This window comes from Lentzea sp. NPDC051213 (assembly GCF_044455585.1).
Lineage (GTDB): Bacteria > Actinomycetota > Actinomycetes > Mycobacteriales > Pseudonocardiaceae > Lentzea.
The window spans coordinates 339,958-355,540 of record NZ_JBITEX010000002.1; the positions used below are offsets into that span (position 1 = coordinate 339,958).

Here is a 15,583-nt window from a genome sequence, read left to right on the forward strand (position 1 = left end):
TCCACAGTGGCCTGTTGCTAGCGTCCCAGCCGATGTCGGATTTGGGAGGAAACAAGATGTACGGACTGGCGGCCACCGGCGCCGGCGCGGGGCTCCTCGTCATGACCCTGGTCGGGCTCACGAGCACCGGCGTCGGCGTGCTGATGCGCAAGCTGGGACGACGCCGCTGAGCACGGGCACCTTCACCGCGGTCGTTCCCGCGCACAACGAGGCAGCCACGATCGCCGAGACCGTCCGGTCCTGTTTGGACCAGACTCTGCCGGCGGACCAGGTGATCGTGGTCGCGGACAACTGCACGGACGACACGGCGGCACTCGCGGCAGCCGCGGGCGCGACCGTGATCGAGGGAAAGGCCGGCTCGAAAGCGGCGGCCCAGAACCTCGCGCTGCCCCTGGTGGACAGCGAGTTCGTGCTGGCGCTCGACGCCGACGCCGTGCTCGCCCCGGACGCCGCCGAGCGAATGGTGGCGACGTTGCGAGCAGGCCATGTCGGCACCTGTGCCGCGGCACTGCCCAAGGACACCGCGACCGTCTACAGCCGGTACCGCACGCTGTACCACGCGGTGGCGAACAGGTGGATCCGTCCGCTGCAGGACGTGCTGGGCCGGCAGCTCGTGCTGAGCGGCATGGCGAACCTGCACCGCACGGACGTGCTGCGGGAGATGGGCGGATACCCCGACGACGTCATCACCGAGGACTTCAACCTCACCTGGGCGCTGCACCGCGCGGGTCACCGGGTGGCGTTCACACCCGATGCGCTGGTGTACGTGCAGGAGCCGACATCGCTGCGCGAGCTGCTCAGCCAGACCCACCGGTGGACGGCGGGCTTCGCGCAGTCGATGGTGAAGCACCGCGCACCGTTGCTGGACGCCCGCTCGTTCCTGGTCGTCGGCTCCCAGGTGTGGGACGCGTTCTTCAGCGGATTCGCGGTGCTCAGCCTGGTGCCGTTCGTGGTGCGCAACGGCCTGGCCGGACTCACGAACTGGTGGGGACTGCTGTGGGCGGTGTTCATGGTGGTGACGATGGTCGTCGCGGCGGGTCAGGTGGGGATTCGCACGACGGTGCGCTGCCTGCCCGCATGGCTTGCGCTGCAGACACTCATCGGACTGCTCACCCTGTGGTGGCTCGTCCGTGAATGGCTGCTCGGCGTGAGTCTCACGACCTGGACCGGCAGGCACGGGAACAAAGCCGCGCTGACCGCGATGAGCAGACGACGTGTGGCGGTGCTGTGCGGACTGGGAACGGCGGCGCTGGCCACGTTCCTGATCAGCTCCGCCTGAGTGAAGTCGTCGGTACGCTGAAGATCGTGGAGCCTTTCCAGCACGGGATGCTCGGCGTCGGCAACCAGATCTACTGGGAAGTCGTCGGCAACCCGAGGGCAAGCCCGCCGTGCACCTGCACGGCGGGCCGGGCGCGCCGCATGCGAGCGACCCGGCCGCGGACATGAGCGTCAACACCACCGAGCACCTGATCGCCGACGTCGAGAAGCTGCGCGAGCACCTCGGCATCGAGAAGTGGCTGGTGTACGGGGAATCCTGGGGGAGCACGCTCGCGGTGGCTTACGGTGGGAGGACACCGTGCTGTCACTGGAGGATTTCGGCAGCCCTGCCGTCTTCAGCGACCGCGCGTCCGCCGATCACGGCCGCCGTGATCTGAGTTGCCCCGCGGACACCGCCTACGCACTGGCGCAGGCGTGGCCGGACGCAGAGCTGACCCTCGTGGACGACTCTGGCCACAAGGGCAGCCCCGCGTTCACCGACGCGATTCATGCCGCTGTCAGGAGGTTCTCCCCATGACGCAACGGAAACCGCCCGGCATGGGCTTCGAGTCGTGGATCGACAAGCAGATCCGCGAAGCCCAGGAACGCGGCGACTTCGACGACCTGCCGGGTGCGGGCAAGCCGTTGCCCGGTGCCGGCGAGCCGCTCGAAGAAGACTGGTGGCTCAAGAAGAAGGTGCGGGAGGAAGAGGGCAGTGCAGGGTTGCCCCCTTCCCTGGTGTTGCGCAGGGAGGCGGAGGCCGCCAGGGTGCTGGCCCTGGCGGCCGGAACCGACGACGAGGCCCGCGCGATCATCGAGGCGATGAACGCACGGATTCTCGACGCGTTGCGCAAGCCGTTGTCCGGCCCACCGTTGAACCTCATGCCGTTCGACGTCGACGAGCTGGTGCGTGAGCGGAAGGGGAACACACGCACCTAGTGCTGGTGGATCAGCTCGCGTTGATGTCGATGCAGGAGTAGAACGCCATCGCCGTGTCACCGATGTTCCACACGGCGAGGATCTTGTGCCTGCCCGCGGAGCCCACGTTGACCGTGTGCGACACGTTCGCCGGCGGCATCTGGTTGTTGCCACTGAAGGTGGCGACCTTGCGCCCGTCGACGAAGTAGTCGTAATCCCGCGTGCGGTGCCGTGCGGTGAACGTCCAGTTGAACGTCACCGAGCGGCCGGTCCGGTGGACCGTCCAGCCCTTGCCATCGTTGCTCAGTTCGGCGAACTGGCCCAGATTGGCGTGGCAGCTCTGCAGCCCCTTCGGACCCTCGACGGACTGCGGTTCGTACTTGATGGCCCCGCACGAAACGGTGCCGCGGGCACACTGCGCCTGACGGCTGGCCGGTGACGACACGTAGCCATGTGCGAAGGCTGTGCCGGTGGGGAGAGCCACGACGAGCAACGGTGCAGCGAGAACGCCGGCCATAGCGGTGGCGACCCTGCGTCGAATTTTCATGTGACTTCCTTTGCCTTGATGTGCGTACATCCCTTACATCGCGGCGGCGGTTGAAGGTCTAGACCATACCGCGCGTAATCGGCGAGCCACAAGATGTGTCCGATAGATCAGTCACGTAAGCGTTTGCAGATGCGCTTCGTACACCGCCGAAATTCCGGCCGGGCTTGAGTGAACCCGTTGGGTTCTGGGATGTTCTGCGCAACTTCGCGCTGTCTTCGTGCGCGCGGTGCGTCCGTTCGTGGCGTTGCCGGCGGCTTCTGCCGCCTCCGCTGCGCTCCGTGACGACCGGGATCTGTGCCGGTATCTCGCAGCCACTTGGATGACAGGTCGAGACCAGTTTCCAAGCCCGGTGGACTGGCGTGACCGGCCTGGGCGACCTGATGAGCAATTCAGATCGGTGATTGCCGCGTCTCAATTCGCGCCCGCTTTTGCGGTGTCCGAGCGTTGCAGAAACGCCATTTGCGCTGTTCAAACCGGTTTAGTGAGTGGTGCTGCATTTGTGGCAACGCCATGTCAATCGTGTGTGCATGACATTTCTTCGCGGTGCATTCACTCCTAGAATCGGCGCATGTGGTCGTCGGTGAGCCCGCGCAGCCGTCTGGTCGGGCGGGAACGCGAGCTGTCCGCCGTGCGACGGCTGCTGCGCAGGCACCGGCTGGTGACGCTGGCCGGTCCCGGCGGGGCGGGCAAGACGCGCCTCGCCGCCGAGTTGTTCCCGGCCGAACCCGGTACCGCCGTGGTGGAGCTGGAGTCCGTGCATCGGCCGGACCTGCTGTGGCACGTGGTCGCGTTCTCACTGAACGTCTGGGAGGAGCCGGGCGAGCCTCTGTGCGGCACGGTTGCCCGCGCGTTGGCGGAGCACCGCCTTCTGGTGCTGGACAACTGCGAGCACCTCATCCGCGAGGCAGCCGAGGTCGTCACGGTGCTGCTCGCCCGGTGCCCGCGTCTGCGCGTGCTGGTGACGAGTCGCGAACCGCTCGATCTGGCCGGCGAGATGTGCGTGGACGTCGGCCCGCTCGCTCCCGCGGACGCACGGCAGCTGTTCGTGGACTGCGCGGGTGCGCCGGAACTGGCCGCCTCGGTGTGCGCCCAGCTCGACCACCTGCCGCTGGCGATCGAACTCGCCGCGGCCAGACCTGACGTGCCGGCCCGCCACCGCACGCTGGACGCGGTGATCCGGTGGAGCTACGACCTGCTCGACCAGGACGAGCAGAAGGCGTTGCGCCGGCTTTCCGTCCTGGCCGGCGACTTCGACCTCGATCTCGCCTCGGCCGTGTGCGGCTCGGACATGGTGCAGCTGATGGCATCGCTGCGCGCGAAGTCGTTCATCGTCCGTTCGCCACCGTCGTCGTCCAGCGCCCGGTTCCGCATGCTCGAGTCGATCCGCCTGTTCGGCCTGGCCCGCCTGGAGGAGCACAGCGAGACGGACGCGACGTTCGACCGGCTCACGACGGTGCTGACGCGCACCATCCGCATGGTCGCGGCGTCGCCGACGATCGCCGGTGCCGCGAACACCTGGCTCACCGGCCAGGAACACCAGGTGCTGCACGCGATGGCCCGCATGCCGTGCACCGACCCGCGGCACACCTGGCTGGTGGCGGGGCTGGTGCACGTCTGGTACCTGCGCGGCTCCTACGTCGAGGCGATGCGCCTGGCCGCGGAGACCCTGTCCTGCGGCGTGCTCGCCGAGCACTCGGAAATGCTGCTGTTCCGCGCGGCCTGGCTCGCCGGCTGCACCGGCGACGCCCAGGAGTCGCTCCGGCTGGCCGAGGCACTGGTGGCCCACCCGGCGATGCGACAGCCGAACTGGGAAGCCCGTGCCTGGAACGCCCTGGGCTACGCGCGCACGATCACCGACGACCTGTCGGGTGCGCGCATCGCCTACGAGCATTCGGTGGCGTCCGCGCGTGCGCTGGGCAACGACGTGTTGCTGTGGACGTTCCTCAACAACTACGCCTGGCTGCTGCTGCGTCTCGGCGATCTGAGCGGAGCATCGGCAGCCGTGGAGGAGTCGCTCACCGACAACGCCCCCGACGGGTACCGCGTGATGGCGACCAGGCACACCGCCGGTGTGGTCGCGTTGGAACGCGGCGACATCGACCTGGCCGAACAGCACTTCACTGTGGCGCTGCAGGAAGGCGCACCCTCGTCAGTCGCGCTCGCCGGCGTGCTGGAGGGCTTCGGCGTGGTGGCGGCACGACGAGGCCAGCCCGAACGCACCGTGGTGCTGATGGCCGCCGCGGCCGCCACACGCACCACGCGCGGCGCACGCCGGGAAGCGCTGTGGAACCGGATGGTCGCCGATGCACACGACTTCGCCGTGGCCTCCGTGGACCCACGACGAGCCGAACGCGCGCGCCGGTTGGGAGAGCGGCTCGACCACGCCGGGCTGCTGGAGTACGTGAGCTCGGAGGAGCGGCCGGACGAGCCGTTGACGGCGCGGCAGGAGCAGATCGCCGATCTCGTGGTGGAGGGGCTGACCAATCCGGAGATCGCCGCGCGGCTGGGGATCTCGACCGGGACCGTGCGGTCGCACGTGACGCAGATGTTGTCGCGGCTGGGGCTGACCTCGCGGACTCAGCTGGCGGCTCGGACGGCGCGTGTGCGATGAGCGGGGGCGGCGCGTGTGCCATGGCTTGTGAGAACTGCGGCGCCCCCGTCACCGCCCCCGCCAAGTACTGCTCAGGAGCCTGCCGCCAGCGCGCCTACCGCCGCCGCACCCGCGACGTGACCCCGGCCTCCGGCTCACCGCGCCTGGACACGTTCGTCGGCCGCACCGCCGAGCTGGCCGGCCTCACCAAGCTCCTGGCACGGCACCGGATCGTCACCGTCGTCGGCCCGCCCGGCGTCGGCAAGACGCGGCTCGTGCAGGAGGCGATCGCCCACCGGCAGCACGTCATGCTGGTCGAGCTCGCCGACGCCACGAGAGTCACCGACCTCGTCGCACGTGGCCCCAAGCCCGCTCTGCTGGTGCTCGACGGCTGCGAGCACGTCCTGGCCGACTGCGCCGCGCTCGTGCAACGGCACCCGGCGCTGCGCGTGCTCGCCACGAGCCGCGAGCTGCTCAACGTGCCGGGCGAGCAGGCGTACCGGCTGAATCCGCTGGAGCAGCACGACGCCGTCAGGTTGTTCTGCGACAGGGCACTCGCGGTCGACAGCGAGTTCGACGACAGCGCCGAGCTGCTCGACACCGTCTGCGCCAGGCTCGACCGCCTGCCGCTCGCGCTCGAACTCGCCGCACGCCTCGTGCGGGTGCTGACGCTGGAGGAGATCGCGGCGAGGCTCGGCAACCGGTTCGCCGTCCTCACCACCGGGCCGCGGGACGCCTCGCCGCACCACCGGTCGCTGCACGCGGCGATCGACCGCAGCCACGCGCTGCTCACGGACGCCGAGCGGGCGGCGTTCCGGACGTTCTCGCTCTTGCCCGGTGGCATCGGGCGGGAGCTTGCCGACGCGCTCCTGCCGCAGGGCTGGGAGATGGCGAAACGCCTTCAGGCACAGTCACTTCTGCAAGGGGGCGAGCGGCCGAAGATGCTGGAGTCGGTGCGGCTGTTCGCGTTTGGCATGTTGCTGCAGCACGACTCCATCGCCGTGCGCGACCGGCTGCTGGACGTGCTGGCCGCACTGCCGGAGCCGCTCCGAACCGAGGAAGCCGACAACATCCGGTACGCCGCGAAGCTCGTGCCGGACGATGACCGGCTCGTCGTCGACACCCACGAGAGCGACGAGACGGAGGACGTCCCGCTGTCGTGGCGCGAGGAACGGCTGCTGCGCGTCGCGGCGATGGTCGCGGAAGGCCTGACGAACAAGCAGATCGCGGACGGGCTGCACGTGTCGCTGCGGACCGTCGAAGCGGACGTGCGCGACCTCAAGACCGTGCTCGGTGTGCGGTCACGCGCCCAGATCGCCGCCTGGGCTACACAGGCGTGACCTCCTCGACAGGCTCCTCCGCCTTCTCCGCCGCACGGGCCAGCCTGCGCTTGATCACGATCGTGCCCACCACGCCGAAGACCACGGCGAGCGCCAGACCCGCGTAGGAGAAGCCCTTCAGCCACTTCTCGGCCACCACGCCGAGGTAGTAGACGGCCGCCGCGGTGCCGCCCGCCCACACGACGCCACCCAAAGCGTTGGCCACCAAGAACTTGCCGTAGTTCATGTGCAGCGAACCGGCGAGCGGCCCGGCCAGAATGCGCAGCAGCGCAACGAAACGACCGAAGAACACGGCCCACGCACCGCGTTTCTGGAACACCCGCCGGGCGTGGTCGAGCTGTGTTTCCCCGAAGTGCTTGGGGAATTTGCGGCCCATCCACGCGAACAACCGCGGTCCGCCGCGCCGCCCGATGAGGTAGCCGAAGTTGTCGCCGATGATGGCGCCCGCGCTCGCCCACACGCCGATCCACAACGGGCTCAGGTCGTCGTGCTGCGACGCCAGCAGCGAGGCCGTGACCAGCACGATCTCGCCGGGCAACGGGATGCCCAGCGACTCGAAGCCGATCACCAGGCCGACGATCACGTACACGAGCAGGGGAGGAATGGCTTCGAGCCACTGTTCGATCGGCACGGCGCAACACTACCGTCGGCATCGTGAACGAGCTCGCACTCGCGGTCGTCGCGGGAATGGTCGCCACGGTCAACCCGTGCGGATTCGCGATGCTGCCTGCCTATTTGGCGCTCATCGCACGCGACCACGTCGGAAAGGCCTTTCTGTCCGGTTTGGTGATGACAGCCGGATTCGTCACGTTTTTCGGGCTGTTCGGCCTTCTCATCACCCCGCTGGCGAGCACGCTCAAGCGCTACCTGCCGTTCGTGACGGTCCTGATCGGGCTCGGCATGCTCGTCATCGGTGTGCTGCTGGTCGCCGGGAAGTCGATCTACCTGCGGCTGCCCCAGCTCCAGGCGGCGCCGAAGAGCCTCTGGTCGATGTACGGCTACGGCATCGCGTTCGCCATCGCCTCGCTCTCGTGCGCGATCGGCCCGTTCCTCGCGGTGGTCGGTGCGTCGCTGCAGACCGGCGGCACGGCGTTCCTCGCCTACGCGCTCGGCATGGGCCTCGTCGTCACGGCACTCGCCGTCGCAGGCTCCCTGCTGGCGCCGCGCATCAGGAAGCTCCTGCCGCACGTCAACCGGATCGGCGGCGTCGTGCTCGTCGCGGTCGGTGCCTACGTGACCTACTACGGCGTCTACGAGCTGCGCCTGTTCCTGGCCGGCGGCAGTGCGATCGACCCGGTCGTGCAGGGTGCCGGACGGTTCCAGGGCGCGCTCGTGCAGATCGTGGCGGCGCTGGGGCCGTGGCCGTTCGTGGTCGTCCTCGCGCTCGCCGGCGCGTGGTGGCTGAACCGCAGGAGGCGCAAGGCCGTACGCCCAGACAGGAGGTGAGGAGCCGATGCGCATCCTCGGACTGCTGCTAGGGATCCTGCTGCTCGCCGGGTGCGCCGAGAAGGCACCCGCGCCCGAGAAGTTCCAGTTCACCGCCAAGACCCTGGAGGGCGCGGAGTTCCGCGGCGAGATGCTCGCCGGCAAGCCCGCCGTGCTGTGGTTCTGGACGCCGTGGTGCCCGTCGTGCAACGCCGAGGCGAAGACCGTCGCGGAGACCGCCAAGCGCCACAACAAGATTCAGTTCGTCGGTGTCGCCGCACAGGACGAGCTGGACGCGATGAAGAAGTTCGTGTCCGACCACGAGATGAGTGGCTTCCCGCATCTGGCCGATCTCGACGGATCCGTGTGGAAGCGCTTCGGGGTGACCGCCCAGCCCACGTTCGCGTTCGTGCGCGATGACGGCTCGGTGGAACTTCTCATCGGAGCACCCACCGCGGAAGACCTCGACCAGCGGGTCTCCGCGTTGGTCCAGGGAGATCACTAGGTCCCGCAGCCGCACCATCTCTCAGTAGAAAGACCCTGCGCTGTCGGGACCAACGCCTGGTTCGGCGTTGCGATCGGATTCGTATCGTCGAACTGGCCACGCGGCGTTGCCGTGTTGCCTTGAGGAGGCAGGTGTCGATGGACTACATCCAGGTCTCGCTCGCGGAGGCCATTCCCGAGCAGGCCAGGGACTACGCGTCGGCGGAAATCGGCTCGCTGGACCGGTACGCACCGGACCGGGTCGACTTCGCATGGGTCAACCTGACTTCGGACAAGACCGTGATCCACGCGTACGCCCGGCTCGACCTGAAGTGGGTCGAGGTCCAGGCTTACGCGGAGGCCAACACGGTCACCGAGGTGATCGATCTGCTGCGGGAACGCATGCGGCGTCAGCTCGTCTCGATGCACGACTGCGTGCCCGTGCACAACTGACCTCGGTGAACCGAACCCACCACTCGGCGGCGGACGGGTGGTGGGTTCACCACACCTTTTTCACGGTTCCCCTGGCGCCGTCCACCTGAATTCGATCTCCGGTCGCGATGCGCGTGGTGGCGTTCCCGCATCCCACGACCGCCGGAATTCCCAGCTCCCGCGCGACGATCGCCGCGTGCGACAGCGGCGCCCCGACGTCCGTCACCACCGCGGCGGCACGGGTGAACAACGGCGTCCAGCCGATGTTCGTCACCGTTGTCACCAGGATCTCCCCCTGCTGCAACGACTCTCCGTCCTCGACCCGCTCCAGCACCCGCGCGAGGCCTTCGACCACGCCCGCTGAGCCGGGGAACCCGGTGACGTCCGACGGCATCGGCACGTCGGTCGTCGCGTCGTAGAGATCGGCCCGCCGGTCCGCAGAGGCCGCCCAGGACTCCGGGTCGAACCGCCCGCGGATCACCGCCGGATAGGGCGGCAGCGCGCGATAACGCTCGTACGCCGTTCGCTGACCGGACACCCGATCCAGCAACGACGTCTCGCCGCCCAGCACGCGCAGCACGTCGTCGATCGGCAGGAAGAACAGGTCGTCCCCGGTCGCCGTCAGCTCACCCGCCCGCAGCACGAACGCCCGCATCACCCAGAACGCCCGCACCATCTCCGAGCGGGCCTGCTCCCGCGCCCGCGCGCCCTCGCCGATCCGGTCGAGCTGCTTGCGGATCTTCGCGGCCTTCTCCGCGTGCCTCGCCACCAACCGGTCCCACGCCTCCGCCCGCAGGAAGGCCTGCCGGGACAGCAACGCCTCGGGATCCGCCAGTGTCTCGAGCTGCCGGGAGATCCATTCGGGGTCCTCGGCCGGCCGCGGCGAGTACACCTCGAACTCGTTGGCGCACCGATGACCCCAGGTCTGCGCGAAGGTGTCGCGGTCGATCTTCCCTGCACGCAGCCGCGCGAGCCCGACCAGCGGTCCCACGCTCGCGAGCCCGGCGCCGTCGTGGAACCCGGTCAGCAGCGTGGCCGCGTCGTCCTCGCCGACCAGCCCGGTGAGCTTGCGCCGGAACGCCGCCGGCCCGCCCGCGATCATGCGCGCCCCGGCGTCCAGGATCGGGCACACGAACCGCAGCAGCTGGTCGAGATCTTCGGCCCACAGGTCGAGCAACGCGGCGGGCGTGGCGCAGCCGGCGATCGCCTTGTGCGCGGCGGCGCAGCGGGCGGGGTTGTCCCTGACCAGCGCGGGCAGCCGGGTCCGGTAGAGGAACTGCTGCTTGATCGGCCCGCCCGCGCCTTTGAGCACGGCACCCACGACGGCCAGGCGTGACATCGGCAGCGGCGGCACGGTCACGCCCGCCGGGATGCGCCCGAACGTCTCCTCGCCGGAGCGGCGCATCTCCTCCGCCTTGCCGATCACCGCGCCGATGGCGGTGTAGGTGCTGATGTTGAGGTAGAAGCGCCCGCCGATGTTGCCGGAGATCCGGTGCGGCCCGATCGCCGCGCTCGACAGCACCTTCACCAGCGACCACGTCACCGGTGTCATCACCTCGGGGATGGCCTCGCCGACGTTGCCGTTGGACCACAGGTAGTCGCCGTCGAGCGTGTCGTTCCACTCCACCCGCAGCGACGTGATCGGCCGCGCCTGCAGGATCTGGAACTCGTCGCCGACCAGCGCCCACTCGACGTCCATCGGCGTCGCGTACAAGGCCTCGATCCGCTCGCCGAACGCGATCAGCTCGGCCTTCCGGGCCGGTGTCAGCAGTTCCGCCGAGTCCGCCTCACCACTGACCAGCGCCTCACCGAGCCCGCGCACGGCGTTGATCACCGGTTCGGCCCGCCCGGTCACCGGATCCGCCGTGAACAGCACCCCGGACACGTCCGCGGGCACCATCCGCTGCACGACGACGGCCATCTCGGCCGACGCGATGCCGTTGCGCTCCCGGTAGGCGACGGCCCGATCGGAGCGCAGCGAGTCCCAGCAGCGCAGGATCGCGTCGAAGAGATCCTGCTCGCCGACGTTCAGCACGGTGTCGTGCTGCCCGGCGAACGACAGGCCCGGCAGGTCCTCCGCGGTGGCCGACGACCGCACCGCCACCGGCCCGCCCAGCTCCCGGAACGCCTCCAGCACGCCCTCCATCGACCGCTCCAGGTAGGCGCGGGTCGTGAGGTGGAACCCGGTGGGCACCGGCAGCCCGGCCCTGGTGAGCTTCGCCAGGGAGGCCCCCTTGCCGCCGACCGCCGCCAGGTCGGCTCGCGGGTCGTCGAGCGGAAGGATCAACGGGATCATGTTCCCCATAGTTGTCGAAACCGGCCGTCGGCGTTCGTACAAAGGGTGAAAGGAGACCACCATGACCCAGCAATACCTGCTCAGCATCTACCAGCCCGACGGCGAGGTGCCTCCGCCCGAGGTGCTCGAGCCGATCATGGCCGACCTGACCGCGTTGAACGAGGAGATGCAGGCCAAGGGCGCCTGGGTGTTCGCGGTCGGCCTGCATCCGCCGTCGACCGCGACCGTGCTCAACGCGAAGGACGACGACGTGCTGATCACCGACGGCCCGTTCGCCGAGGGCAAAGAGCACATCGGTGGCTTCACCGTCATCAGGGCCGCCGACCTCGACGAGGCGCTGGAGTGGGGACGCCGGCTGGCGACCGTGCTCAGCCCGTTGTCGATCGAGGTGCGGCCCATCGCGTTCTGATGATCGACGACATCTTCCGCGCGGAGTACGGCCGCGCCGTGTCGGTCCTGACCCGCGTCCTCGGCGACATCGACCTCGCCGAGGAGGCGGTGCAGGACGCCTTCACCACGGCCGCCGAGCAGTGGCCGGTGAAGGGCGTCCCGCCGGCCCCCGCGGGCTGGATCATCACGACCGCCCGCAACCGCGCGATCGACAAGCTGCGCCGCGAGACCAAGGGCCACGAGAAGCACGCGCAGGCGTTGCTGCTCGCCGGTGAACCAGAAGAGGAGGTGGGAGCCGTGCCCGATGACCGCCTGCGCCTGATCTTCACGTGCTGCCACCCGGCACTGGCACCGCAGGCTCAGGTCGCGCTGACGCTGAAGCTGCTCGGCGGGCTCACCACGGCCGAGATCGCCAGGGCGTTCCTGGTGCCCGAACCCACGATGGCGCAACGGATCGTGCGGGCGAAGGGCAAGATCCGCGCGGCCCGCATCCCGTACCGGGTGCCGCGCGACGCCGATCTGCCCGCGCGCCTGAAGGCCGTGCTCGCCGTCGTGTACCTGATCTTCAACGAGGGCTACCTCGACCGCGCCGACCTCGCCGTGGAGGCGATCCGGCTCGGCCGCGTGCTGGCTCAGCTCATGCCGGACGAGCCCGAGGTGTGGGGGCTGCTGGCGTTGATGCTGCTCGTCGCGTCCCGGCGCGAGGCCAGGGTCGTGGACGGCGCACTGGTGCTGCTGGCGGATCAGGACAGGTCGCGGTGGGACGCTGCCCTGGTCGCGGAGGGGCGGGACGTCGTGCGCCGCTGCCTGCGCTGGAACCGGCCGGGCCCGTACCAGATCCAGGCCGCGATCAACGCCGTGCACAGCGACCCGCCGACGGACTGGCGCCAGGTCGTGGCGCTCTACGACCAGCTGATGGCGATCGCGCCGAGCCCGGTCGTGGCGCTGCACCGCGCGGTCGCGGTGGCCGAGACCGAGGGGCCGGCGACGGCTCTGCTCGAGGTCGACGCGCTCGACCTCGACCGCTACCACCTGTTCCACGCGGTGCGCGCCGACCTGCTGCACCGTCTCGGCAGAGATCCGTCCGCGGCGCTGGAGGCCGCGCTGCAGCGGGCGGAGCACCCGGCCGAGCGCGACCTCCTGGAACGACGACTACTCCGGCTTGGCCTTGCGGCGGAACAGCAGGATCGCGCCGACGATCACGACTAGCCCGATCACGATCCACACCCAGGCCGGGATGCCACCGGACTCGGCGGTCGTGGTCGACGGGGGAGCGTTCGACGCCGTCGCGCTCATCGTGATCGTCGACGGCGGGGCGGTGGACGACGAGACCGGTGCCGCGACGTTCATCGTGAAGCTGAACGTGCCGGACACGACGTCGCCGTCGTCGGACTTCGCCTGCCAGGCGAGCGTGTGCGCCCCGGCCTTCGCCGCGGCGGCGTCGACCTGCGCCGTGATCGTCTTGTCGACGGCGGCGGCCTGGGTGATCGGCCACTTGGCGCCGTCCGGCCCGGTGATGGTGACCGCGTCACCGTCGGGCAGGGCGATCGCCTCGCTGAACGTCAGCTCGATCTGCTTGGGCGGTGCGTCGAGGGCCGCGCCCGACGCCGGATTGCTGCTCTTGAGCTCGGCGTGGGCCTGTGCGGGGACGGCCATGGCCGTCGCGGCGAGCAGTGCCAGCACGAGCGCGCTGATGTAACGCGTCACGCGCGCAGAGTAACGCCCCGGATGCTGTACGGGATTCCCTATCGGATTAGACAGGGTCGTTGTCTCTCAACAGGGCGTCGAATTCACTGGCCGCCATGCTCGACTTCCTCCGCGATCTCTACGAGGACCACCAGCACTGCCTGCTGAACTACGCGACCCGGCTGACCGGCGACCGCGCGGCCGCGGAGGACGTCGTGCAGGAGACTTTCCTGCGGGCGTGGCGGCATCCCGAATCGTTCGCTGACGGATCGTCCGCCCGCGGGTGGCTGATCACGGTGGCGCGCAACGTGGTCATCGACCGGGCGCGGGCCAGGACGGCGCGGCCGCACGAGACCGGTGAGCACGAACCGGAACCGGTACCGGATCACGCGCAGCAGGTCGTCGACGCGTTGGAGATGGAAGCGGTGCTCGCATCTCTGTCGTACGAGCACCGTCGCGTGCTGACCGAGCTCTTCTACAACGGGCGCACCTACACGGAGGCCGCGTTGTGCCTCGGGGTGCCGACCGGGACGGTGAAGTCCCGCACGCACTACGCGTTGTGCGAGCTACGCAGGGCGATCCAGCTCGAAGCCAGCTAGATCCTCGAAACGCGGCCTGCCCGGCGCACTGCGGTCGGCGACCAGCACGATCCGGTCGGCGACCCACCCACCGCTGATCGGTTCTCCGGCCGCCGACGCGGGTACCCGGCCACGCGCGATCACCACGTCCGCCTGGAACGGCTGCGGGTGCGTCACCGCCACGATCGGCGCGGTCGCGTCGAACACCGCCGCCGCCAGGTCGTCCAGCCCCGACACCGGCACGCCGAGCCACTGCCCGATCGAGCGCGTTCTCGGGCCGAGCCGGCAGCGGGCCGCGGGAGCGCCGTCGAGTTCCTCGGTGAGCGCCTCGACCAGATCGGGCACGAGACGTTCGGGCACGGTGCCGAGCGGCCGCAGCTTGACGAGCCACTGCGCGGGCACGGACCACTGCGGGCCCGGCGCCCGGTGCAGCGCACCGAGCACCTCGACGATCTCCGGCGGCGGCCAGACGGCCACGGACAGCCTCACATCACCGATAGTGCCGGACGCGGCATGACTTTCGTAGTGACAGCGGTCCACTGTCGCGTTCAGACAGTCTGCTGTGGACGTTTCCTGGCACGTCTTCACACCCGGCGGGGACAGACACACGTGGAAAACATGACCCGATCGTCTCCTTGTGGTCGTTCTTCACCGCACCTACGGTCGCTGCCGTCGCGGAGGGCGCGTTCTTCGGTTGGTTTGGTGGCCGATGCAGTTGGGTACTCCGCGCCTGAACTGATCAACTGACTCGAGGAGCGGTTTGGCGCACGACCAGACAGCGAGGACGGGGGCGGCGGCCCACCTGCCACTGGGCAGGCAGCGGCCGTCACTGGCGACCGTCCGGCGCTGGGTGCGCCTGGAGCTGACCGGGGAGGACCCCGACTGCGTCGGTGACGTGTTGCTCGTGGTGAACGAATTGGTCAGCAACGCGTACCGCTACACGTCGGAACCCTCGTTCCTGCGCGTCATCGTGGCGGAGAACAAGATCCGCGTAGAGATCACACACGACGCCCGCGCCCGTCCGCCGCTGCGGAAGGTCTCCCGTCCCCAACGCGGATACGGCCTGGTCCTGGTCGCGCGGCTGTCCGAGAGATGGGGCGTGGACCGGGCGCAAGGCGGCACCGTCGTGTGGGCGGACCTCCCGAGAAGTCTGTGATTCCAGTTTTGGTGGGTTTCGGTCGCTGCGCCTCTGGGTACGGAACCTGCTGCCTTGAATTAACAGGGCACGGGGAGAAGCTGATGGGTATTGCAGGACGGTCCAGCGAACACCTGGACCTCGTCCTACCGGAGGGGACGATGCCGCTCGCGAACCTGCGGGCGGAGGTTCGTCGCCTCCTGCTGGGGATGCACGAGAACGTCGTCGTCGACGTGATGGTCGTGGCCACGGAGCTCGTGAGCAACGCGTACCACCACGGAGCTCCGCCGCGGCGCGTCCGCGTGCTGCGGCTGCCAGAACGCGAGGTCGTGCGGGTCGAGGTCGACGACGGCACGCCCGGACTGTTCCCGCAGCTGGGGCGCATGGGGTTCCTGGGGCGGCGGCAGAGAGGATTGTTGCTGGTCAACGGTTTGGCGCAGGTGTGGGGGCACAACCGGTACCCCGACACGAAGACGGTGTGGGCCGACGTGGCGGCGGTGAGATAG

18 protein-coding genes and 1 pseudogene are annotated in these 15,583 nt (G+C 69.3%); 14 read left to right on the plus strand and 5 right to left on the minus strand.

The window, feature by feature from the left end; translation table 11 throughout:
• The first annotated feature begins 166 nt into the window (after positions 1–166).
• The 4 genes and pseudogenes from ACIA8G_RS08410 to ACIA8G_RS08425 all read left to right on the plus strand — a co-directional run bounded on the left by ACIA8G_RS08410 (position 167) and on the right by ACIA8G_RS08425 (position 2,196).
• Entirely contained in the window at positions 167–1,279 is a 1,113-nt protein-coding gene (locus ACIA8G_RS08410) for a glycosyltransferase (protein ID WP_396418672.1), read from the plus strand.
• Between the two features lie 47 nt (positions 1,280–1,326).
• Positions 1,327–1,577, plus strand: a pseudogene (locus ACIA8G_RS08415) (alpha/beta fold hydrolase); the annotation flags it as partial.
• Complete coding sequence (locus ACIA8G_RS08420; protein ID WP_396418708.1) at positions 1,577–1,795, plus strand: hypothetical protein; 219 nt, start codon at positions 1,577–1,579, stop codon at positions 1,793–1,795. The pseudogene ACIA8G_RS08415 and the gene ACIA8G_RS08420, both read left to right, overlap by 1 nt.
• Positions 1,792–2,196, plus strand: coding sequence for a DUF1992 domain-containing protein (locus tag ACIA8G_RS08425; protein WP_396417683.1), 405 nt, complete (start codon positions 1,792–1,794; stop codon positions 2,194–2,196). The genes ACIA8G_RS08420 and ACIA8G_RS08425 overlap by 4 nt, the downstream gene beginning before the upstream one ends.
• 10 nt (positions 2,197–2,206) lie before the next feature.
• Here the strand turns inward: ACIA8G_RS08425 and ACIA8G_RS08430 are convergent, their stop codons facing one another.
• On the minus strand, positions 2,207–2,722 hold the full coding sequence (locus tag ACIA8G_RS08430) for a lytic polysaccharide monooxygenase auxiliary activity family 9 protein (RefSeq protein WP_396417684.1): 516 nt from the start codon (positions 2,720–2,722) through the stop codon (positions 2,207–2,209).
• 568 nt (positions 2,723–3,290) lie between these two features.
• Here ACIA8G_RS08430 and ACIA8G_RS08435 point away from each other — a divergent pair.
• Positions 3,291–5,333 (plus strand): ATP-binding protein, encoded by a 2,043-nt coding sequence (locus tag ACIA8G_RS08435; RefSeq protein ID WP_396417685.1) that lies wholly within the window; start codon positions 3,291–3,293, stop codon positions 5,331–5,333.
• A 20-nt stretch (positions 5,334–5,353) separates the two neighbouring features.
• A complete protein-coding gene (locus ACIA8G_RS08440; protein ID WP_396417686.1) occupies positions 5,354–6,652 on the plus strand; it encodes a LuxR C-terminal-related transcriptional regulator in 1,299 nt (432 codons plus the stop codon).
• Here the strand turns inward: ACIA8G_RS08440 and ACIA8G_RS08445 are convergent.
• Complete coding sequence (locus ACIA8G_RS08445; RefSeq protein ID WP_396417687.1) at positions 6,639–7,283, minus strand: DedA family protein; 645 nt, start codon at positions 7,281–7,283, stop codon at positions 6,639–6,641. The two genes, ACIA8G_RS08440 and ACIA8G_RS08445, sit on opposite strands and share 14 nt — an antisense overlap.
• Positions 7,284–7,306: 23 nt before the next feature.
• Here ACIA8G_RS08445 and ACIA8G_RS08450 point away from each other — a divergent pair, with 23 nt between their 5' ends.
• From ACIA8G_RS08450 to ACIA8G_RS08460, 3 genes are all read left to right on the plus strand, one after another.
• On the plus strand, positions 7,307–8,098 hold the full coding sequence (locus tag ACIA8G_RS08450; RefSeq protein WP_396417688.1) for a cytochrome c biogenesis CcdA family protein: 792 nt from the start codon (positions 7,307–7,309) through the stop codon (positions 8,096–8,098).
• A gap of 7 nt (positions 8,099–8,105) precedes the next feature.
• The gene (locus ACIA8G_RS08455; RefSeq protein ID WP_396417689.1) at positions 8,106–8,582 is read left to right on the plus strand and encodes a redoxin domain-containing protein; all 477 of its coding nucleotides are present in this window, start codon (positions 8,106–8,108) and stop codon (positions 8,580–8,582) included.
• 137 nt (positions 8,583–8,719) lie between these two features.
• Entirely contained in the window at positions 8,720–9,013 is a 294-nt protein-coding gene (locus ACIA8G_RS08460) for an HPF/RaiA family ribosome-associated protein (RefSeq protein WP_396417690.1), read from the plus strand.
• A 46-nt stretch (positions 9,014–9,059) separates the two neighbouring features.
• Here ACIA8G_RS08460 and ACIA8G_RS08465 read toward each other — a convergent pair whose 3' ends face one another.
• Positions 9,060–11,288, minus strand: a complete 2,229-nt coding sequence (locus tag ACIA8G_RS08465; RefSeq protein ID WP_396417691.1) for a PEP/pyruvate-binding domain-containing protein — start codon at positions 11,286–11,288, stop codon at positions 9,060–9,062.
• A gap of 61 nt (positions 11,289–11,349) precedes the next feature.
• On the opposite strand from ACIA8G_RS08465, the gene ACIA8G_RS08470 reads away from it, so the two are divergent.
• The gene (locus ACIA8G_RS08470; protein WP_396417692.1) at positions 11,350–11,697 is read left to right on the plus strand and encodes a YciI family protein; all 348 of its coding nucleotides are present in this window, start codon (positions 11,350–11,352) and stop codon (positions 11,695–11,697) included.
• Positions 11,697–12,887: an RNA polymerase sigma factor gene (locus tag ACIA8G_RS08475; protein ID WP_396417693.1), complete on the plus strand. Its 1,191-nt coding sequence runs from the start codon at positions 11,697–11,699 to the stop codon at positions 12,885–12,887. Before ACIA8G_RS08470 ends, ACIA8G_RS08475 begins: the two co-directional genes overlap by 1 nt.
• Here ACIA8G_RS08475 and ACIA8G_RS08480 read toward each other — a convergent pair.
• On the minus strand, positions 12,831–13,385 hold the full coding sequence (locus ACIA8G_RS08480) for a copper resistance protein CopC (protein WP_396417694.1): 555 nt from the start codon (positions 13,383–13,385) through the stop codon (positions 12,831–12,833). The two genes, ACIA8G_RS08475 and ACIA8G_RS08480, sit on opposite strands and share 57 nt — an antisense overlap.
• A 95-nt stretch (positions 13,386–13,480) precedes the next feature.
• Here ACIA8G_RS08480 and ACIA8G_RS08485 point away from each other — a divergent pair, with 95 nt between their 5' ends.
• Positions 13,481–13,963, plus strand: a complete 483-nt coding sequence (locus tag ACIA8G_RS08485) for a sigma-70 family RNA polymerase sigma factor (protein WP_396417695.1) — start codon at positions 13,481–13,483, stop codon at positions 13,961–13,963.
• Here ACIA8G_RS08485 and ACIA8G_RS08490 read toward each other — a convergent pair.
• Positions 13,931–14,431 (minus strand): 2'-5' RNA ligase family protein, encoded by a 501-nt coding sequence (locus ACIA8G_RS08490; RefSeq protein WP_396417696.1) that lies wholly within the window; start codon positions 14,429–14,431, stop codon positions 13,931–13,933. The genes ACIA8G_RS08485 and ACIA8G_RS08490 overlap by 33 nt on opposite strands.
• A gap of 271 nt (positions 14,432–14,702) precedes the next feature.
• Here ACIA8G_RS08490 and ACIA8G_RS08495 point away from each other — a divergent pair, with 271 nt between their 5' ends.
• Positions 14,703–15,098: an ATP-binding protein gene (locus tag ACIA8G_RS08495; protein ID WP_396417697.1), complete on the plus strand. Its 396-nt coding sequence runs from the start codon at positions 14,703–14,705 to the stop codon at positions 15,096–15,098.
• An 83-nt stretch (positions 15,099–15,181) separates the two neighbouring features.
• The gene (locus tag ACIA8G_RS08500; protein WP_396417698.1) at positions 15,182–15,583 is read left to right on the plus strand and encodes an ATP-binding protein; all 402 of its coding nucleotides are present in this window, start codon (positions 15,182–15,184) and stop codon (positions 15,581–15,583) included.

What these genes read in the sequence shown, in the direction of transcription:
- ACIA8G_RS08435 (WP_396417685.1), top strand. Translation starts at nt 3,291, where the DNA reads ATGTGGTCGTCGGTGAGCCCGCGCAGCCGTCTGGTCGGGCGGGAACGC.
- ACIA8G_RS08500 (WP_396417698.1), top strand. Translation starts at nt 15,182, where the DNA reads ATGGGTATTGCAGGACGGTCCAGCGAACACCTGGACCTCGTCCTACCG.
- ACIA8G_RS08485 (WP_396417695.1), top strand. Translation starts at nt 13,481, where the DNA reads ATGCTCGACTTCCTCCGCGATCTCTACGAGGACCACCAGCACTGCCTG.
- ACIA8G_RS08475 (WP_396417693.1), top strand. Translation starts at nt 11,697, where the DNA reads ATGATCGACGACATCTTCCGCGCGGAGTACGGCCGCGCCGTGTCGGTC.
- ACIA8G_RS08425 (WP_396417683.1), top strand. Translation starts at nt 1,792, where the DNA reads ATGACGCAACGGAAACCGCCCGGCATGGGCTTCGAGTCGTGGATCGAC.
- ACIA8G_RS08465 (WP_396417691.1), bottom strand. Translation starts at nt 11,288, where the DNA reads ATGATCCCGTTGATCCTTCCGCTCGACGACCCGCGAGCCGACCTGGCG.
- ACIA8G_RS08430 (WP_396417684.1), bottom strand. Translation starts at nt 2,722, where the DNA reads ATGAAAATTCGACGCAGGGTCGCCACCGCTATGGCCGGCGTTCTCGCT.
- ACIA8G_RS08455 (WP_396417689.1), top strand. Translation starts at nt 8,106, where the DNA reads ATGCGCATCCTCGGACTGCTGCTAGGGATCCTGCTGCTCGCCGGGTGC.
- ACIA8G_RS08470 (WP_396417692.1), top strand. Translation starts at nt 11,350, where the DNA reads ATGACCCAGCAATACCTGCTCAGCATCTACCAGCCCGACGGCGAGGTG.
- ACIA8G_RS08460 (WP_396417690.1), top strand. Translation starts at nt 8,720, where the DNA reads ATGGACTACATCCAGGTCTCGCTCGCGGAGGCCATTCCCGAGCAGGCC.
- ACIA8G_RS08440 (WP_396417686.1), top strand. Translation starts at nt 5,354, where the DNA reads ATGGCTTGTGAGAACTGCGGCGCCCCCGTCACCGCCCCCGCCAAGTAC.